At 55.3% G+C, this 14,148-nt stretch carries 19 protein-coding genes and 1 pseudogene; 9 read left to right on the top strand and 11 right to left on the bottom strand.

The genetic code is table 11. The features are described from left to right. Window positions 1-69 precede the first annotated feature (69 nt). Window positions 70-490: pseudogene (locus IAE48_RS23985) on the bottom strand (hypothetical protein). Window positions 491-704: 214 nt separating this feature from the next. Between IAE48_RS23985 and IAE48_RS03075 the strand changes: the two are divergent. Continuing rightward, entirely contained in the window at window positions 705-1,718 is a 1,014-nt protein-coding gene (locus IAE48_RS03075) for an NAD(P)-dependent alcohol dehydrogenase (RefSeq protein ID WP_200133465.1), read from the top strand. Window positions 1,719-1,781: 63 nt separating this feature from the next. Here the strand turns inward: IAE48_RS03075 and IAE48_RS03070 are convergent, their stop codons facing one another. Together IAE48_RS03070 and IAE48_RS03065 are read right to left on the bottom strand one after the other, a co-directional pair. After that, window positions 1,782-2,684, bottom strand: coding sequence for a pyridoxal-phosphate dependent enzyme (locus IAE48_RS03070; RefSeq protein ID WP_200133426.1), 903 nt, complete (start codon window positions 2,682-2,684; stop codon window positions 1,782-1,784). Between the two features lie 86 nt (window positions 2,685-2,770). Next, on the bottom strand, window positions 2,771-3,181 hold the full coding sequence (locus IAE48_RS03065) for a VOC family protein (protein WP_200133425.1): 411 nt from the start codon (window positions 3,179-3,181) through the stop codon (window positions 2,771-2,773). 173 nt (window positions 3,182-3,354) lie between these two features. On the opposite strand from IAE48_RS03065, the gene IAE48_RS03060 reads away from it, so the two are divergent. Both IAE48_RS03060 and IAE48_RS03055 read left to right on the top strand, forming a co-directional pair. Then, a complete protein-coding gene (locus tag IAE48_RS03060) occupies window positions 3,355-4,167 on the top strand; it encodes a hypothetical protein (RefSeq protein ID WP_233631383.1) in 813 nt (270 codons plus the stop codon). Beyond that, window positions 4,164-4,565 (top strand): hypothetical protein, encoded by a 402-nt coding sequence (locus IAE48_RS03055; protein ID WP_200133424.1) that lies wholly within the window; start codon window positions 4,164-4,166, stop codon window positions 4,563-4,565. The genes IAE48_RS03060 and IAE48_RS03055 overlap by 4 nt, the downstream gene beginning before the upstream one ends. An 84-nt stretch (window positions 4,566-4,649) precedes the next feature. On the opposite strand, the gene IAE48_RS03050 is transcribed toward IAE48_RS03055, so the two are convergent. After that, the gene (locus IAE48_RS03050; RefSeq protein WP_094421397.1) at window positions 4,650-5,138 is read right to left on the bottom strand and encodes a DinB family protein; all 489 of its coding nucleotides are present in this window, start codon (window positions 5,136-5,138) and stop codon (window positions 4,650-4,652) included. 196 nt (window positions 5,139-5,334) lie between these two features. After that, complete coding sequence (locus tag IAE48_RS03045) at window positions 5,335-5,481, bottom strand: hypothetical protein (protein WP_157737680.1); 147 nt, start codon at window positions 5,479-5,481, stop codon at window positions 5,335-5,337. A 176-nt stretch (window positions 5,482-5,657) separates the two neighbouring features. Between IAE48_RS03045 and IAE48_RS03040 the strand changes: the two genes are divergently transcribed. Continuing rightward, a complete protein-coding gene (locus IAE48_RS03040) occupies window positions 5,658-5,873 on the top strand; it encodes a hypothetical protein (RefSeq protein WP_094421395.1) in 216 nt (71 codons plus the stop codon). Window positions 5,874-5,912: 39 nt separating this feature from the next. Here IAE48_RS03040 and IAE48_RS03035 read toward each other — a convergent pair whose 3' ends face one another. Then, window positions 5,913-6,788: a LysR family transcriptional regulator gene (locus IAE48_RS03035; protein WP_200133423.1), complete on the bottom strand. Its 876-nt coding sequence runs from the start codon at window positions 6,786-6,788 to the stop codon at window positions 5,913-5,915. A 108-nt stretch (window positions 6,789-6,896) separates the two neighbouring features. On the opposite strand from IAE48_RS03035, the gene IAE48_RS03030 reads away from it, so the two are divergent. After that, on the top strand, window positions 6,897-7,763 hold the full coding sequence (locus IAE48_RS03030) for an SDR family oxidoreductase (protein WP_200133422.1): 867 nt from the start codon (window positions 6,897-6,899) through the stop codon (window positions 7,761-7,763). Between the two features lie 45 nt (window positions 7,764-7,808). Here IAE48_RS03030 and IAE48_RS03025 read toward each other — a convergent pair whose 3' ends face one another. Then, window positions 7,809-8,120: an EthD family reductase gene (locus IAE48_RS03025; RefSeq protein WP_200133421.1), complete on the bottom strand. Its 312-nt coding sequence runs from the start codon at window positions 8,118-8,120 to the stop codon at window positions 7,809-7,811. A 115-nt stretch (window positions 8,121-8,235) separates the two neighbouring features. On the opposite strand from IAE48_RS03025, the gene IAE48_RS03020 reads away from it, so the two are divergent. Together IAE48_RS03020 and IAE48_RS03015 are read left to right on the top strand one after the other, a co-directional pair. Next, the gene (locus IAE48_RS03020; RefSeq protein ID WP_200133463.1) at window positions 8,236-8,679 is read left to right on the top strand and encodes a GNAT family N-acetyltransferase; all 444 of its coding nucleotides are present in this window, start codon (window positions 8,236-8,238) and stop codon (window positions 8,677-8,679) included. Window positions 8,680-8,832: 153 nt separating this feature from the next. Next, window positions 8,833-9,606, top strand: coding sequence for a hypothetical protein (locus IAE48_RS03015; RefSeq protein WP_200133420.1), 774 nt, complete (start codon window positions 8,833-8,835; stop codon window positions 9,604-9,606). Between the two features lie 61 nt (window positions 9,607-9,667). Here the strand turns inward: IAE48_RS03015 and IAE48_RS03010 are convergent, their stop codons facing one another. Next, window positions 9,668-10,411 (bottom strand): alpha/beta fold hydrolase, encoded by a 744-nt coding sequence (locus IAE48_RS03010; protein WP_200133419.1) that lies wholly within the window; start codon window positions 10,409-10,411, stop codon window positions 9,668-9,670. 135 nt (window positions 10,412-10,546) lie between these two features. Between IAE48_RS03010 and IAE48_RS03005 the strand changes: the two genes are divergently transcribed. Continuing rightward, complete coding sequence (locus IAE48_RS03005; RefSeq protein WP_200133418.1) at window positions 10,547-11,014, top strand: hypothetical protein; 468 nt, start codon at window positions 10,547-10,549, stop codon at window positions 11,012-11,014. Between the two features lie 16 nt (window positions 11,015-11,030). On the opposite strand, the gene IAE48_RS03000 is transcribed toward IAE48_RS03005, so the two are convergent. Then, window positions 11,031-11,435 carry a helix-turn-helix domain-containing protein gene (locus IAE48_RS03000; protein WP_200133462.1) on the bottom strand — a complete coding sequence of 135 codons (405 nt, stop codon included), beginning with the start codon at window positions 11,433-11,435 and terminating at the stop codon, window positions 11,031-11,033. Between the two features lie 72 nt (window positions 11,436-11,507). Between IAE48_RS03000 and IAE48_RS02995 the strand changes: the two genes are divergently transcribed. Beyond that, complete coding sequence (locus tag IAE48_RS02995) at window positions 11,508-11,993, top strand: DUF2938 domain-containing protein (protein ID WP_200133417.1); 486 nt, start codon at window positions 11,508-11,510, stop codon at window positions 11,991-11,993. Between the two features lie 18 nt (window positions 11,994-12,011). Here the strand turns inward: IAE48_RS02995 and IAE48_RS02990 are convergent, their stop codons facing one another. Together IAE48_RS02990 and hprR are read right to left on the bottom strand one after the other, a co-directional pair. After that, complete coding sequence (locus tag IAE48_RS02990; RefSeq protein WP_200133416.1) at window positions 12,012-13,367, bottom strand: heavy metal sensor histidine kinase; 1,356 nt, start codon at window positions 13,365-13,367, stop codon at window positions 12,012-12,014. Then, the gene (hprR, locus tag IAE48_RS02985) at window positions 13,360-14,040 is read right to left on the bottom strand and encodes a response regulator transcription factor HprR (RefSeq protein ID WP_200133415.1); all 681 of its coding nucleotides are present in this window, start codon (window positions 14,038-14,040) and stop codon (window positions 13,360-13,362) included. The genes IAE48_RS02990 and hprR overlap by 8 nt, the downstream gene beginning before the upstream one ends. Window positions 14,041-14,148: the final 108 nt, after the last annotated feature.

Here is a 14,148-nt window from a genome sequence, read left to right as displayed (position 1 = left end):
TGGCTGGTGATTTGTTCGACATCACCGCGAGGATCATGATCGCGGCAATAACGTGAATTAAGATTTTACCTATCTGGATATAGCCCTTAATCGAGTGATTTTTACGCTTCGTCTTGCGCAAATAGGAGCTATTAACGATATCCAGCATCTCGTTGAAGAATACCGACAGAAAAATAAAGAACAAAATTCCACAGATGGTATTTATTGCCGTTACCAGCGAGGCTGGCATATTTTCCATAAATTGCAGCAGGTAATAGACCGTAAGAACCGGTACGAAGTTGGATAACTTTTCAGCGATACGGCGATCTTTTTCCAGCGGCACATCTTTTTTATGGCTGGCAAAGAAGACTTTACGCACCACCTTAATCAGCAGGAATTTGCACATCAGGTGCGCAAACATGCCAGAGACGATCAGCAGAATAATATTTAAAACAATGGCCAGCGCCGGCCTGCCTTCGATAAACGTCAATAAAGAATTCAAATACGCCATTACTTATCGCCTGAACGAGTATGCCATCTGTATAAGCCCTGGCTGGCGGGCATATATACAAAAATTTAACCAATTAGCATCATGGCATAACAAGGGGATATAAGTCCACGCCGGGGGCGGTGTGTGCCGGGTCACAAAAACGCTCGCCTTTAACAAAGTGATCCTATGATTTAGGCTGGTTAACGCAAATTTACGCTGTAACAGGAGAAGCATGATGAAAGCAGTCACACTTAACGCGCCGGGCGGCCTGGAAAACATTACCGTCTCAGATATCGCCGATCCGGGCAGACCCGGCAAGGGTGAAATTCGGGTTGCGATTAAAGCCAGCTCGCTGAACTTTCATGATTTGATTGTTGCTAGCGGCCAGTTCCCGACTGAGTATGGCCGTATTCTGCTCTCCGACGGCGCGGGCGTGGTCGAAGAGGTGGGCGAGGGCGTTGAGGAGTTTGCCGTCGGCGATAATGTAGTCTCTACCTTTTTCCCCATCTGGCTGGCAGGTAAGCCAGGCCCTGAGGTGAGCGGCTTTGCTCATACCCCCGGTGACGGCGTTGATGGTATGGCAAGTGAGTACGTTGTGCGCTCGCAAAATGCCTTTACCCATGCGCCGCAGGGATGGAGCCACAAAGAGGCCGCGACCATCACTACCTCAGCACTGACCGCCTGGCGGGCGCTGGTGGTGGATGGCAACCTGAAAGCGGGCGAAACGGTGCTGGTCCAGGGCACTGGCGGTGTCTCCATCGCGGCGCTGCAAATTGCGAAAGCGATGGGCGCGAAAGTTATCGCCACCTCCTCTTCCGATAAGAAGCTCGACGTTGTGCGCGAGCTGGGCGCGGATGAGACCATCAACTACAAAACCACGCCGGAATGGGGAGATAAAGTGCTTGAACTGACCCAGGGGTTCGGCGTCGATCACGTCGTGGAAGTGGGCGGCCCGGCTACCCTGAAAGAGTCGCTGAAAGCGGTGAAAGTCGGCGGGCATATCGCGCAGATTGGTATCCTGTCTGGCGATGAAGCCAGCGTATCGGTGCTCTCCCTGCTGGCGAAACAGGTGCAGATCAAAGGGGTGATTGTGGCAAGCCGCCAGGATCAGATCGATTTTGTGAAAGCGCTGGAAGTAATGAAGCAGAAGCCAGTCATCGATCGCACCTTCAGCTATGAGGCGCTGAGCGAAGCCTTTGCTCATCTGCAAAGCGGTTCCCACTTGGGGAAAATCTGCGTCGAGTGGTAACAGGCACGGCGGTAGGGGCGTGCGCCCTTACCGCCACGTTTTAACGCGCTGTGGCGCTTTTCTTCAGCCGAGCAGGCTTTCCAGCGTCACCGATGCTCCGCCGCAGACAATTACCAGCACATTATCGCTGGGAGCAAAGCGGAGTTTGTTGTCATAGAGCAGCGAGAGCGACACGCCGCAGGCAGGCTCGGTCAGTACGCGATGATCGTCCAGCAACAGGCGGCAGGCGCGCACGGCCTCAGCGTCAGAAACAACCTGGCTTCTCACCTCAAAACGGCTGGCGACGTTAAACGCATTTTCACACACCTGGCTTGCGGCAAGGGTCGTTGCGATGCCGCTCAGCTTCTCCAGACGCACCAGCTTACCGGCATTAACCGAGGCGTTCAGCGACGCGGTGCCCTCGGTTTCAACGGCATAGATCGGGATATGGCTCAACTGATGTTTTTCCAGCCCCTGAGCGATGCCGGAGAGCAGGCTGCCGCCGCCGACCGAGAGGATCACGGCATCCGGGATCACGCCTGCGGCGATCACCTCATCCACCAGCGTGCTGATGCCCGCCCACAGAAGTGGGTTATCAAAGGGGTGAATATAAATGACCTCATCGGTGGCTAAAGAGAGGGCATAGTCGTTCGCCTCACTCCAGACGTTGCCGTGCACCACAAGAGTGGCTCCCTCCTGCTCAATCAGCTCTCTCGCCCGCAGGGAGGTGGTTTCAGGCACTACGACGGTGACCGGCAGGCCGAGTTTGCGACAGCTGTGCGCCACCGCGATGCCCGCATTGCCGCCCGACGAACTGATAAAGCCTTTTGCGCTCTGTTCTGCATAATAGCGGCAGGCATGTGCCGCGCTGCGAAGTTTGAACGAGCCGGTGGGCTGGGCAGACTCCATTTTCAGCCACACATTGCATCCGCTGCGCTGGCTTAACGGCAGTGAGTGCAGCAGTGGGGTCTGAATGCTGATTTCCATGACATCGAATCCTTATGCATAAGCCCTTAGGATAAAGGCCGTTCTGGACAGGTTTTTAAGCCTGACCAGTAATAACACAAGAACTATCAGGTTGGGTTATCTATTTCCGGGTGCCACGGATGGCATACGCAGGCCAGCTTGTGCCCCTCTGGATCCCGCAAATAGGCGACATAGAAATCCGGCCCGTAGTCTTCTCTGAGACCAGGCGCACCCTCATCGCTGCCGCCATTTTCCAGCCCTGCGGCATGAAATTGCCTTACTTGCTCTGCGCTGCTTGCCCGGAAGGAGAACATCGTCCCGTTACCCGGCGTCGCCCTTTTTTTATCGAACGGCGGGCAGATGCAAAAACTGAATCCCTGGTCTGGCGGCTCGCCCCACATCGCCCAGGACTCACTCCACGCAGGAGTGCGCGGCACGCCCAGCACCGTGAAAATCGCGTCATAGAAACGCGTCATCGACGGTAAATCGTTGCTGCCTATGGTGGTGTACATCAGCATGGTTTGGCTCCTTAAATGCTCGATATTGTATGGATCTGCCTTGAAATGCGAACCTAATACATCAGCCTTAACTATTAGTCAGTTTCTCTCTTCTACATCTCCATAGGAACACACCGCTTTTAATCCGCAGGGCGTTTTTCTGATTTTATTTTCCTTCCGGGAGGGCGCGCAGTTTGCCTCTTCGTGAACGGTATTATGCAGGGATCGTTTTAAATATCGCGGTGACGATATTGGCTGAGCAACATGTTAACAATCACGAGTACAAGATTAGGCGAAAGATTATGAGCAAACGGACTGACATAATTGATCCTGCAACAGAACTGAGCGCACCTGTTGGTTTGGTCTATTCGCAAATATTGGGTTGGATAGATCTGGGGCATGCTCTGGGTCGGGATATCAAAAGGATTCTGGAACAGATGGCTGAGGGGGAAAAGGGGAGTGCACCTTACTATGAGGTGGTTTATTCACAATCGATGTACCAGCGAAACCATACGCTAGGCACCGGCGTCTATCTTCTTTGGATGGTAAAAAAGGGAACCCCTCTGCATGTCAGGCATAGTATCGTATTGGCGATGATGATGATTACAGCTGGCCGTTTTGAAAGCCGGCAGGCGTCGGTACCTTTTTCATGGGCTACCAACAGTGGATTTAGCGCAGAGGATCTTGTATCAGATTTGCTTGGTTTCTACCGGGTGATACGTCCTATGAATTACTTCGCTCAGCTAAAACTCGTTAGTAAGGCGGAGGCGCTTAAACGATGGGATCACTACGGGGAAATTGGGCGCTACAAAAATCGGCTATTCCAGCCGCTTCTGTTCCCTGATCCTGATAAGAATAAAGGTGCCCGCCCCTGGTACGGTGAACTGCCGGGCTTTATGAAGTGTGTTCAGCCCTGGAGTGATTTTTCGCGTGATACCGTGCGGGTAATTTCAAACAATGGTGTGCTTATGAATGTTGGTCGAAAGCCTCAGGACAAATTCCGATGAGCAGAGTGACTAAATATGCATTGGTATTGATCGTTCTGCTGTTGTCAGCCGTTTGTTATAAATTCGCGTCGGTCTATATGTCTGACAGTGTGGATTACACGTCATCAGACTGGCTGGCATACCGACTGTTGACCCCTGATGAGATAAAAAATGCCCCTCATTTCGGTAAAGTGGTCATGCTCCATTTCAGAGCGGCAGACGGTCCGGCACCTCAGACAAATCAGATTGAGTACGATGGGCAGGCTGATGTTGATGCTATCAAGCATTATCTGGTCTCGCTTGGCTATCGCGAAGCCACCGACCCTGTAATGGGCAAAATGTGGATCGAGGATAACAGTGGCAGAGGTGCTTTTATCACCCACTCTGACGATGCTACTAAGCTGACTTTTGTAGAGTAAAACCCTTTCAGGAGTACGCGCAGGTCGCTGCGCGTACTTATTATGCTTAATGGCGGCTGAATGCCCTGCAAACCTTCAGACAAGTTAGTGATTATGATCGCGCAGAAAAACCGTCAGCACATCCTTCGGCGCGACGCTGCCGCACTCTGAAATCATCCAGCCGACCGCGCCGCGATGATAGGTGCCATGAAACAGTACATGGTTGAGCATATCGATGGCGCGCATCTCGCCGTGACCACCGTCGACAAAACGGAAGGTGATGACTTTTTCCAGATCGCTCGAGGAGAGGGCGTCAACATGCTGGATATACCACGCGGCGCAGTCGGCCATCTTCACTTCAAGCTCTTCAAGCGTAGGTGTTTCCGGGGTATTTAGCGCGGTGTAACCATGCTGCTGACCGGTGAGATTGGCTCTGAAAATCATGTCGACGACATAAATATGGTTCATCAACCTTATCATCAGGTGGCGCTTTTGCGGGTGCGCCGGTTCGTCGATCGCCTTGATGGCTTTCAGGGTTTCGCCATCCATCCAACGCTTAAATTTCACCAGGGTAACCAGTGTATCCTTATCCATCTTCTGCTCCGCATGTGACTGAAGCGATATCATACCTCGCGTCGGCTGTTTAGCTGAGTAGATCCTTAAGCAAAAACCAGGGGGGTGGCATCGGCATATTTCAGCGAGCGGCGCTGGTTAACATCTCGAAAAAGGCCGGGGCGTTAAGGTTTTTCTAAGCTTTCTCCGTCACACTGGGATTATAAAGCGCACAAGGTTACGGTGCCGTTGTCGGATTATAGTCGGCAGGAGATGATGTCCCCTGCCACTTTTTTAACGTCTGATGGCCCGCCAGATTATTTTCATAAAACCCCTTTTCATTTTTTATTGTCATAAAACCTTCAGCAGTATCAATATCTAACATCTTCTTTAAAATCGAAAAAATATTTAACTCACCTTCAGACAATCCTCATAAAACAGTGATGATTTTGCGGGTAAATTACTTTATAAATATATCGGACAACATCGACATACCTTGCTCACTTAACTGCTCGGGCAGCGAGTAATTACGGGTGTGGCATCTACGCGGGAGGGAAGTGAATGGATATCATAAGTTCAGAACGTGTAAGTGAAGTCTATATGGTTATCGGGCACGCGGTATCCTCATTAATTACAGCGGGGAAACGCGTTGAAAAAGAGGGGATTCTCGAGCAGTTGAAAAAGGGGAAAGCGCAGGCGGTGGATGGGATGAACGAAGTTTATGAATCCGCTATCAGCCTCGTTGCGCGTGAGGGCGTTGCCGTCAGCGAGCAGTAACTGGCGCCAATGCTTCTTTCCTCACATTTCCCGCTCGCCTCAGGTAGAGAACCAGCCAGCGGGATAGTATTCGCAGATAAACTCTACAAAGGCCTTCACTTTAGGGCTCTGAAGCCGACGTGAGGTGTGCAGCACCCACAGCTCGGTAAGCGTATCGGCCTCTCCCCAGCTCATCAGTTCCCCACTCGCAAGATAAGCGCTGACGATCGACTTCGGCACCATCGCCGCACCAGCACCGGACAACACTGCATCGCGGACGGTCAGCAGTGAGGAGAGGCGCATCACCGGCTGCGGAGTAAAGCGGCGCTGCCCCTTATCTACGATCCAGTCACTCCCTTCGATATGCGTTGACATCACTACCGCCGGGATCGACGGCACGCTTTGCCCATCCACTTCGGGCAGGCTGATAGCAGGCGCGGCGACCAGCACTAGCGTGTCCCTGGCGAAGCATCGGCCAACCAGCGAACTGTTTGCCTGCGGGTTGATGCGGATCGCCACATCAAACTGCTCCTCCACTAAATCGCTCATGCGGTTTTCCGAGACAATCTCAATATGGATCTGCGGATAGCGCTGGCGAAATTCCGCCATCAGCCGCCCCAGCGCCAGCTGCGAAAAGAGCAGCGGGGCAGCAACGCGCAGCCACCCTGCGGGCGCGGCGTTATCTTCCCGCGCCGCTTCAGCCGCTTCATCAATTTCACGGATCGCGCCCAGCGTGCGCGCCAATAGACGTTCGCCCGCTTCGGTGATCTTCAGCTTCTGGCCGCCGCGCTCCACCAGCCGCACGCCCAGCGCCTCTTCGAGATCGGTCAGCCTGCGAGAAAGGGTGGCTTTAGGTTTACCGCTGGCACGGCTGGCAGCGCCAATCCCGCCCGCTGCCGCGATAAGGTGAAACTCTCTTAAAGCGTTGATATCCATTAGCTGTCTCATTTTTGGAACGGAGTGTGCAAATAATAGCCTCTTCCGGGCAAAAATGGATCGGCATAGTCTCTGGTTACACCCACCAGAAAGTACGGAGTAAACATCATGACCATTCTTGTTACCGGAGCGACCGGCCGCGTTGGCCGCCACGTTGTTGACCAGCTGCTTCGCCGCGGCGCTGATGTCCGCGTATTGACCCGCGATCCCGCAAAAGCCGGTTTTGCTGACAATGTGGAGGTAGTTAAGGGCGATCTGCTGGATATCGACGCCCTGCGCGCTGCTTTTAGCGGCATCAGGACCCTGTTTTTACTCAATGCGGTTGCCGCCGATGAATTTACCCAGACGCTGATTACGCTCAACATCGCACGGGAAGCGGGCGTTGAGCGCGTGGTTTATCTCTCGGTTTTTGGCGCGGATGCCGCCGTCAATGTGCCGCATTTCGCGGTTAAATATGGCGCCGAGCGCATGCTTACCGAGATGAACTTCAGCGCCACCATTCTGCGCCCTACCTACTTTATCGATAATGAGGCGATGATTAAGGAGGTGGTCGTTAACCACGGCGTTTACCCGATGCCGATTGGCAGCCGCGGGCTGGCGATGGTGGATACGCGTGATATCGCCGAGGTAGCGGCTATTGAGCTGCTTCGGCGCGACCAGGCGAGCGAGAAGCTGCCCGTCGAGACCATTAATCTCGTTGGCCCCGATACGCTGACGGGTAATGATGCGGCGGCAATCTGGCGCGATGTGCTCGGGCGCGAGGTGATGTATGGCGGTGACAGCCCGGACGCCTTTGAAGCTGGCATGACGGAATTTATGCCGAAATGGATGGCCTATGAAATGCGCCTGATGGCCGAGCGCTACGTCAGCCACGGCATGATCCCAAATGGGGGCGATCGGGAGCGGCTGGTGGCACTGCTTGGGCGCCCGCTGCACACCTACCGCGACTTTGTGGCGGCACTTGCCGCACAGTAAAAACAATAAGGCCGGTGCATCAGCACCGGCCTTACTGGTTAGCGCTTAAAGCGCAACGGCGCGCAACATGCTCGGTGTCAGATCGGTAAAGTGCGGTACATCGCCCGTCACTTCCGGCGCTTCTGGCGAGTTAAACGCCGCTTTCATCGCCTCCTCATCGCGGAAAACGCACTCGGCGATGGCGACGGTTCCCGTCTGCTCAACGGCCGGGAAGAGGGCGGCTGCGCTGAGCAGGCCATAGGGCTGGAACGCTTTGATCACCAGCGGAATATGACTGTTGACGTAATAGTCCCGGTCAAAACGGCTCTGCGGATCGCCGTAATAGGTGACGTATAGCGTGACGGTTGAAGTGCTCATTGTGTGACCTCTTTAATAACTGGTTTCTATTCGTTTAAGCCGCTGAAAGTGTAGCTGGCATTCGAGGCTGCTAATATGCATTCCGCGCTGTTAAGCCATTACGGAGAGGAAGATGATGATAACGATTGAAGCGGGCAGGCCCGCTCACTACGCGACATTACTGGACATCTGGGAGTCATCGGTGCGTGCCACCCACGAGTTCTTACCGGAGGAGGATATTGAGGCGCTGCGCCCGCTGTTAGAAAATCTCTATTTCCCTGCCGTCACGCTGTCGATTGCCCGGCTGGTTGAAGATGGCTCCATCGTCGGCTTTGTCGGTGTCAGTGACAACAGGATCGAGATGCTGTTTGTCGATGCCGCCCGGCGCGGAAAAGGCACCGGCAAAGTGCTCCTGCAACACGCCATCGCGCAGGGCGCGGATGAGCTGGACGTCAATGAACAGAATCCGCAAGCGGTGGGGTTTTATCAACAGCAGGGCTTTGAGGTGGTGGGCCGCTCTGAGCATGATGGCCAGAGGCGGCCCTATCCGCTTTTGCATATGAAATTGCAGAAAACCTGATGCTGCCCATTTTTATATTTGCGCCAGGTATTGTGCCCCGGCTGTCGCGCAAAATTTCTGCAATTTATCGGTGTTACTTAATCCTCGCTTAAGAATACTCCGATAATGTAAGTGCTACGCTAGCCCATCCCGGGCTATTCCGGAGCCTCCCTTATGCAAAATAAGTCCGCACATCAAACCGTCGCCAGCAAAGTTCCCGCTGTGACGCTGACGTTCTGGTTAACCAAGATTGCTGCGACAACGCTGGGTGAGACCGGTGGTGATGCAGTGACCATGTCGATGAATCTGGGCTACCTCACCGGGACGCTGATTTTCGCCATCATCTTTTTGATTGCCGTGGTGGTGCAGATTGAACGCCACAGCTTTAATAAGTGGATCTATTGGTTTACGGTAGTTGCCACCACGACCGTTGGCACGACGCTTGCGGACTTTGCCGATCGCTCACTCGGGATAGGTTATCTGGGCGGCACGCTGCTGCTGAGTTCGCTGCTGTTGCTTTCACTGCTTGTCTGGCGCCTGACCTGCGGCACCATCGCTGTCAGCTCAGTCAACAATGGCGTCACGGAGAGCTTTTACTGGGTCACCATTATGTTTTCACAGACTCTCGGCACCGCGCTGGGTGACTGGACCGCAGACAGCGAAGGGCTGGGCTATGATGGCGGCATCCTGCTGTTTGTCGGCGCGCTGGCGATTATCTGGGCCGCCAGCCGCTTTACCTCGCTGTCGCGCACCGCACTCTTCTGGGCCGCGTTTATTCTGACTCGCCCACTGGGTGCGGTAGTCGGTGATTTCCTCGATAAACCTGTCGCAGATGGCGGCCTTGCGTTGAGCCGCTATAGCGCGTCACTGACGCTGGCGCTGATTATCATGGCGTTTCTCTGGCTACTGCCGCAGCGCCCGGCAATGAAAGTTGCGGTGACGAACTAAGCGTGTGGTAACCGCAAAGGGGGAGCAGGCCAGGCGTGGCTGCTCCCTCTCGCTGCAGAAGTTATGCCCGCCCGGACGCTTGAGGATTACTGACAAAATTCAGGATCGCACTCAGGGTGGCACTCGCTGGATGGTTCACTTCACTCAGGTGATCACCTTTACCGGCGAAAAGCGGTATATCATAGCGCGTGGCTAACGCAGCCATTGCGGCGTAATAGGGGTCATCAGCGCCCGCCCAAAACCGCAGCGGGACAGGGCTGGGGAAAAAGCCCTCCGCGTCCTGAGCATGTTTTCTCAGTTCATTGAAAAAGTGCTCCGCCCCTTTTTCATCCTCAGGGGTGAGCGAGGCGGTGAGTTCCGGCGCGACTTGCCGGGCATAAGCAATAAACATCTCAAACGTCAGCTTGCCAACAGGCGTTTCAGGCAGGCCAGCTTCACAATCCCATCCCCCCAACACCACAGAGTGCAGGCGATCTGCGTGAGCGTTTATCAGCTCCATCGCCAGCCAGGAACCGGCAGAGTAGCCGATGATATGCGCTTTTTCAGACCCCAGTTCATCCATCAGATTGACGATGGCTAACGCCTGGCGCTGTTGGGTGTAGGCAGCCTGATTATCAGGTTTATCGCTCGCCCCGTGGCCGGGCAGATCCGGACACACCACCTGAAAATGGGGACTCAACGCAGAGATGAAGCCGTTATCCACCCAGCATCTGCTATCCATCAACAGACCATGAAGCATGATGACTAACGGGCCTTCTCCCTGCGTGCGGTAAAAGAGCCGCGGCGTTGCTGATGTATATGGCATAGCGATTCCTGTAATTTGAGCATTTGTTCAATCAATGATTAACGCTATGTTCTAACATGGATAATCCTTTGAAGGACAACAACAGGCGCGCAACCCCTAATATTGGCGAGGCCATTGATCTGCAAACAGGGAGTAATGATGGCAAGACGACGTGAGCTTAAGGGCATCGCTAATGCGCTCAATTCGAGCTTTGTGAGCCGCAATAATGATTTTCATGGCTACTGGTCTCTGGGGCTGCTAAAGCACTTTGCGATCAGGCACCGATTCACCTCCGTAGGGATTGCATTGCCCGAAACCCGGCTCGAGGCGCGCGAGGCATTGATAAATCATCTGGTGCGCTATTACATGAGTATGCTGACAAAGCTGCTGAACAGACAGCGTATTCGACCGGATTGGGTGAATAACGTCGAGATCATCGTCGATTTTAGTCCCCGGGGAGTCGATACGGCATTAATTGAAGGCGCTGCCTCCGTTGAGCCTTTTGCCTGCCACTGCAAGATTACTGACGATCGCGGTCGCCACTACGCGTCAACCCTCTATGGCCGCTGCTGGATGCACTCGGCTAAGAAGGAGAGTCGCTCGACCCGCTATCATGATGAGTAATGCATTTGCGTTGACGTTATTTGCGCGCGATCAGCCGCAGCCCTCGGCTCACCAGTTTTTTGAACGACGCACACTCGGTATGCTCCGGGGCCGGGCAGCGGGCGGCATGCTTTAGCCCCTCGCTGAATAACTGCAACTTACAAATCGTCTCGTCAATTGCCTGCGCGCGCTGCTGAAGTTGCTCGCGGTTGATAGCGACCCTGCCCTGCGGGTTTAACATTGCCGCCATCTCATCCAGCGAGAAGCCTGCCGCCTGGCCGAGCACGATCAGCTGCAACTTATTCAGCACGCTTTGCGGATACTGCCTTCGCAGCCCGTTGCGGCCAATCGGTTTGATTAAGCCCCTCTTTTCGTAAAACCGCAGCGCGGAGGGCTTTATGCCGGAAAGCGCCGCCACTTCCCCAATATCCAGCTCTTTCACCGTTGACTTAAACCTCACTTCACGTTGCACACTCGCCGACACCTTAGCATCTCTTTATCAGGGGAAGGAAAAATGGATAACACTCTTGTGCTTCAGATTATCGTCACCGGCACTGGCGCAACGCTGCTGATGGATGGCTGGTCGATGTGTCAGAAAAAGCTGCTTCGCGTGCCGCCGCTGAACTATGGGCTGGTGGGGCGCTGGCTGTTGTGGCTCATGCGGGGAAAGGGGCGGCATAACACCATCCTCTCAACGCCTTATATCAGAGGCGAGGGTTTTACCGGCTGGGCATTCCATTACCTCACCGGCATCCTGTTTGCGGCGATCCCATTTTTGCTCCAGGGTTCGTCATGGCTGCGCGAACCGCTTCTGCTGACGGGGGTGCTGACAGGCGTGTTTACGCTGCCTGCACCCTGGCTGATTATGCAGCCGGCGCTGGGTTTTGGCATTGCGGCCTCGCGCACGCCCAGGCCATGGCGGGCGCGGGTATTCAGCCTGCTGACGCATCTGGCCTATGGCCTCGGGCTGTATGGCGCGGCGCTGCTTTACCCTGTTTAATGCTATTTGCGCGACGGGTCAGGCGGGCAAACGCAGGCCGAAAATGTTCTTGCCCTGCGCGTGGCGATAATAGGCGCTGCCGCCGTGTAGCGCGGCGATGGCGCTCACCAGCGATAACCCCAGCCCGCTGCCGGCGGTGTGACGGACATTATCTCCCCGCCAGAAGCGCTCGAAGGCTTTCTCCGGCTCGGCAAGCGGCTCCCCGTCGTTCGCCACTTCAATTTCAACCGAGTTACCGCCCTGAATTGTGCTGACGGCAATGGTGCCGTTTCCTGGCGCATAGCGAATGGCGTTGGTCAGCAGGTTGGTTATCGCCCGCTGAAACAACATTTTATCGGCGGTGAGGCTGCCCTGCGCATTCAGCTCGATCGCCATTTCACGCTCTTCCGCCAGCGGTTCGAGAAAATCGACCACCATCTCCAGCGCCTCACTGAGCGAGAAGGTTTCCTGATTGAGCCTGATATTGTGATGCGTGGCGCGCGCAAGGAAGAGAATGTTTTCCGTCAGCCGCGACAGCGCTTCCAGCTCCTCAATGTTCCCTTCGAGCAGCGCCTGGTACTCGGCAACGGAACGCTGATGACCCAGCGCCACCTGATTCTGGCCTAACATAACGTTGATCGGGGTGCGGATCTCATGGGCCAGATCGTCAGCAAACTGGGTGAGGCGGATAAAGTCTGTCGACAGGCTCTGACGCATAGCGTTAAGCGCCTTGCCAAGGGGGAGCAACTCCTGCGGGATCGCCTGCAATGGCACGGGCTGATTTAACCGGTCACTGGCGGTCTCGGCCACAATCTGGCTTAAGCGGCCAATGGCCCGCAGCCCACGGCGAATCAGCAGCGGGCTAAGGGCGGCGCAGAGCAGAATGGCCGCCAGTGACACCAGAATGCTTTGCTGGCGGTAGCGCTCAAGCATCATCGCCCGCTCGCGCGCCACACGGGCAAGCGTGACGGTGACAGTCCCGTGCGGCGAGTTGGCCTGCAGGCTGAGCGCTGAGGCGTCCATATCATCCGCGCTGCGCCAGCGGTGCAGCTGCTGCGCGCTGGGCGGAGTGTTAACCGGGGTTGGTGCGATATCCGGCAACGCGACGCCGGTATGGTTAATGGTGACGTTTTGCGCCTGCTGCGGGTGGATGCTGAGAATATCCTGGCGAATATCGACCATGCGGTTGAAGTAGAGCGGCAGCGACTCCGGCTGAGCGCCATCTTGCAGCAGCTGGCGCAGCTGCGCGGCGCGGTTGATCAGCGTCTGGTCGTCGCGCCACACCAGCTCACTGCGCAGGGCGTTATAGAGGATCAGGCTGATGCCGCCGCAGGCCAGCGCCATGATCAGCGTAAAAATCGCCGTCAACCTGAGCGTCAGGGAGGGGCTATGCATCGCCTGGCTCCTGCACGGAGAGGCAGTACCCCATGCCCCGGACGGTGGTGATCAGCTTTTGCGCAAATGGATCATCGACTTTGCGGCGCAGGCGGCGAATGGCGACATCAACAATGTTGGTTTCGCTATCAAAATTGACGCCCCAAATCTCACTTGCCAGCAGCGTGCGCGGCAGGATCTCGCCGTGACGGCTGGCGAGTAGCCACAGCAGCATAAACTCTTTGCGCGTCAGCGCGATGGGCATGCCATCTCGTGTCACCTGAAAACGCGCCGAATCCATCACCAGATCGGCGACGCGTAGCGTCGTGCTGTGCGGCTGGTGCTGACGAAGCTGATTCTTGACGCGCGCCAGCAGTTCGGCAAAGGAGAAGGGTTTGACCAGGTAATCGTTCGCACCCAGCTCCAGCCCTTTAACCCGATCCTCTACCGAGTCGCGGGCGGTAAGGCAGATCACCGGCATCTGACTTGCGGTACGCAGGGTTTTCAGCACCTGCCAGCCATCCATGCCCGGCAGCATAATATCGAGGATCACCAGGCTATACGGGTGCGCCAGCGCCAGATGCAGGCCATCGCGCCCGTCCGCTGCGTAATCGACGATATAGCCCGCCTCTTCAAGCCCTTTGCGCACCCAGGCGCTGGCTTTCAGGTTGTCTTCAATCAGTAACAGTTTCATCGGCGCAGTGTGCCACGAAATATTGAGACGCCCCAGCCTTTCAGCGCCAGATGACAATATGGTCATCTTTCTGACAGGCAATTGCGGCAAGCGTGAAGGTATAAATAC

The sequence above is a fragment of the Kosakonia sp. S57 genome, assembly GCF_016516575.1.
GTDB lineage: Bacteria > Pseudomonadota > Gammaproteobacteria > Enterobacterales > Enterobacteriaceae > Kosakonia > Kosakonia cowanii.
The sequence above is the reverse complement of the archived record's forward strand: the minus strand, read 5'-3'. Positions and strand labels throughout refer to the sequence as shown.

Bases quoted from the DNA above. Each gene is read 5' to 3' on its own strand.
- IAE48_RS02995 (WP_200133417.1), top strand. From the start codon at position 11,508: ATGGATAACACTCTTGTGCTTCAGATTATCGTCACCGGCACTGGCGCA.
- IAE48_RS03005 (WP_200133418.1), top strand. From the start codon at position 10,547: ATGATGGCAAGACGACGTGAGCTTAAGGGCATCGCTAATGCGCTCAAT.
- IAE48_RS03070 (WP_200133426.1), bottom strand. From the start codon at position 2,684: ATGGAAATCAGCATTCAGACCCCACTGCTGCACTCACTGCCGTTAAGC.
- IAE48_RS03075 (WP_200133465.1), top strand. From the start codon at position 705: ATGAAAGCAGTCACACTTAACGCGCCGGGCGGCCTGGAAAACATTACC.
- IAE48_RS03045 (WP_157737680.1), bottom strand. From the start codon at position 5,481: ATGTTAGATATTGATACTGCTGAAGGTTTTATGACAATAAAAAATGAA.
- IAE48_RS02990 (WP_200133416.1), bottom strand. From the start codon at position 13,367: ATGCATAGCCCCTCCCTGACGCTCAGGTTGACGGCGATTTTTACGCTG.
- IAE48_RS03065 (WP_200133425.1), bottom strand. From the start codon at position 3,181: ATGCTGATGTACACCACCATAGGCAGCAACGATTTACCGTCGATGACG.
- IAE48_RS03035 (WP_200133423.1), bottom strand. From the start codon at position 6,788: ATGGATATCAACGCTTTAAGAGAGTTTCACCTTATCGCGGCAGCGGGC.
- IAE48_RS03015 (WP_200133420.1), top strand. From the start codon at position 8,833: ATGCAAAATAAGTCCGCACATCAAACCGTCGCCAGCAAAGTTCCCGCT.
- IAE48_RS03050 (WP_094421397.1), bottom strand. From the start codon at position 5,138: ATGGATAAGGATACACTGGTTACCCTGGTGAAATTTAAGCGTTGGATG.
- hprR (WP_200133415.1), bottom strand. From the start codon at position 14,040: ATGAAACTGTTACTGATTGAAGACAACCTGAAAGCCAGCGCCTGGGTG.
- IAE48_RS03030 (WP_200133422.1), top strand. From the start codon at position 6,897: ATGACCATTCTTGTTACCGGAGCGACCGGCCGCGTTGGCCGCCACGTT.
- IAE48_RS03010 (WP_200133419.1), bottom strand. From the start codon at position 10,411: ATGCCATATACATCAGCAACGCCGCGGCTCTTTTACCGCACGCAGGGA.
- IAE48_RS03040 (WP_094421395.1), top strand. From the start codon at position 5,658: ATGGATATCATAAGTTCAGAACGTGTAAGTGAAGTCTATATGGTTATC.
- IAE48_RS03020 (WP_200133463.1), top strand. From the start codon at position 8,236: ATGATAACGATTGAAGCGGGCAGGCCCGCTCACTACGCGACATTACTG.
- IAE48_RS03055 (WP_200133424.1), top strand. From the start codon at position 4,164: ATGAGCAGAGTGACTAAATATGCATTGGTATTGATCGTTCTGCTGTTG.
- IAE48_RS03025 (WP_200133421.1), bottom strand. From the start codon at position 8,120: ATGAGCACTTCAACCGTCACGCTATACGTCACCTATTACGGCGATCCG.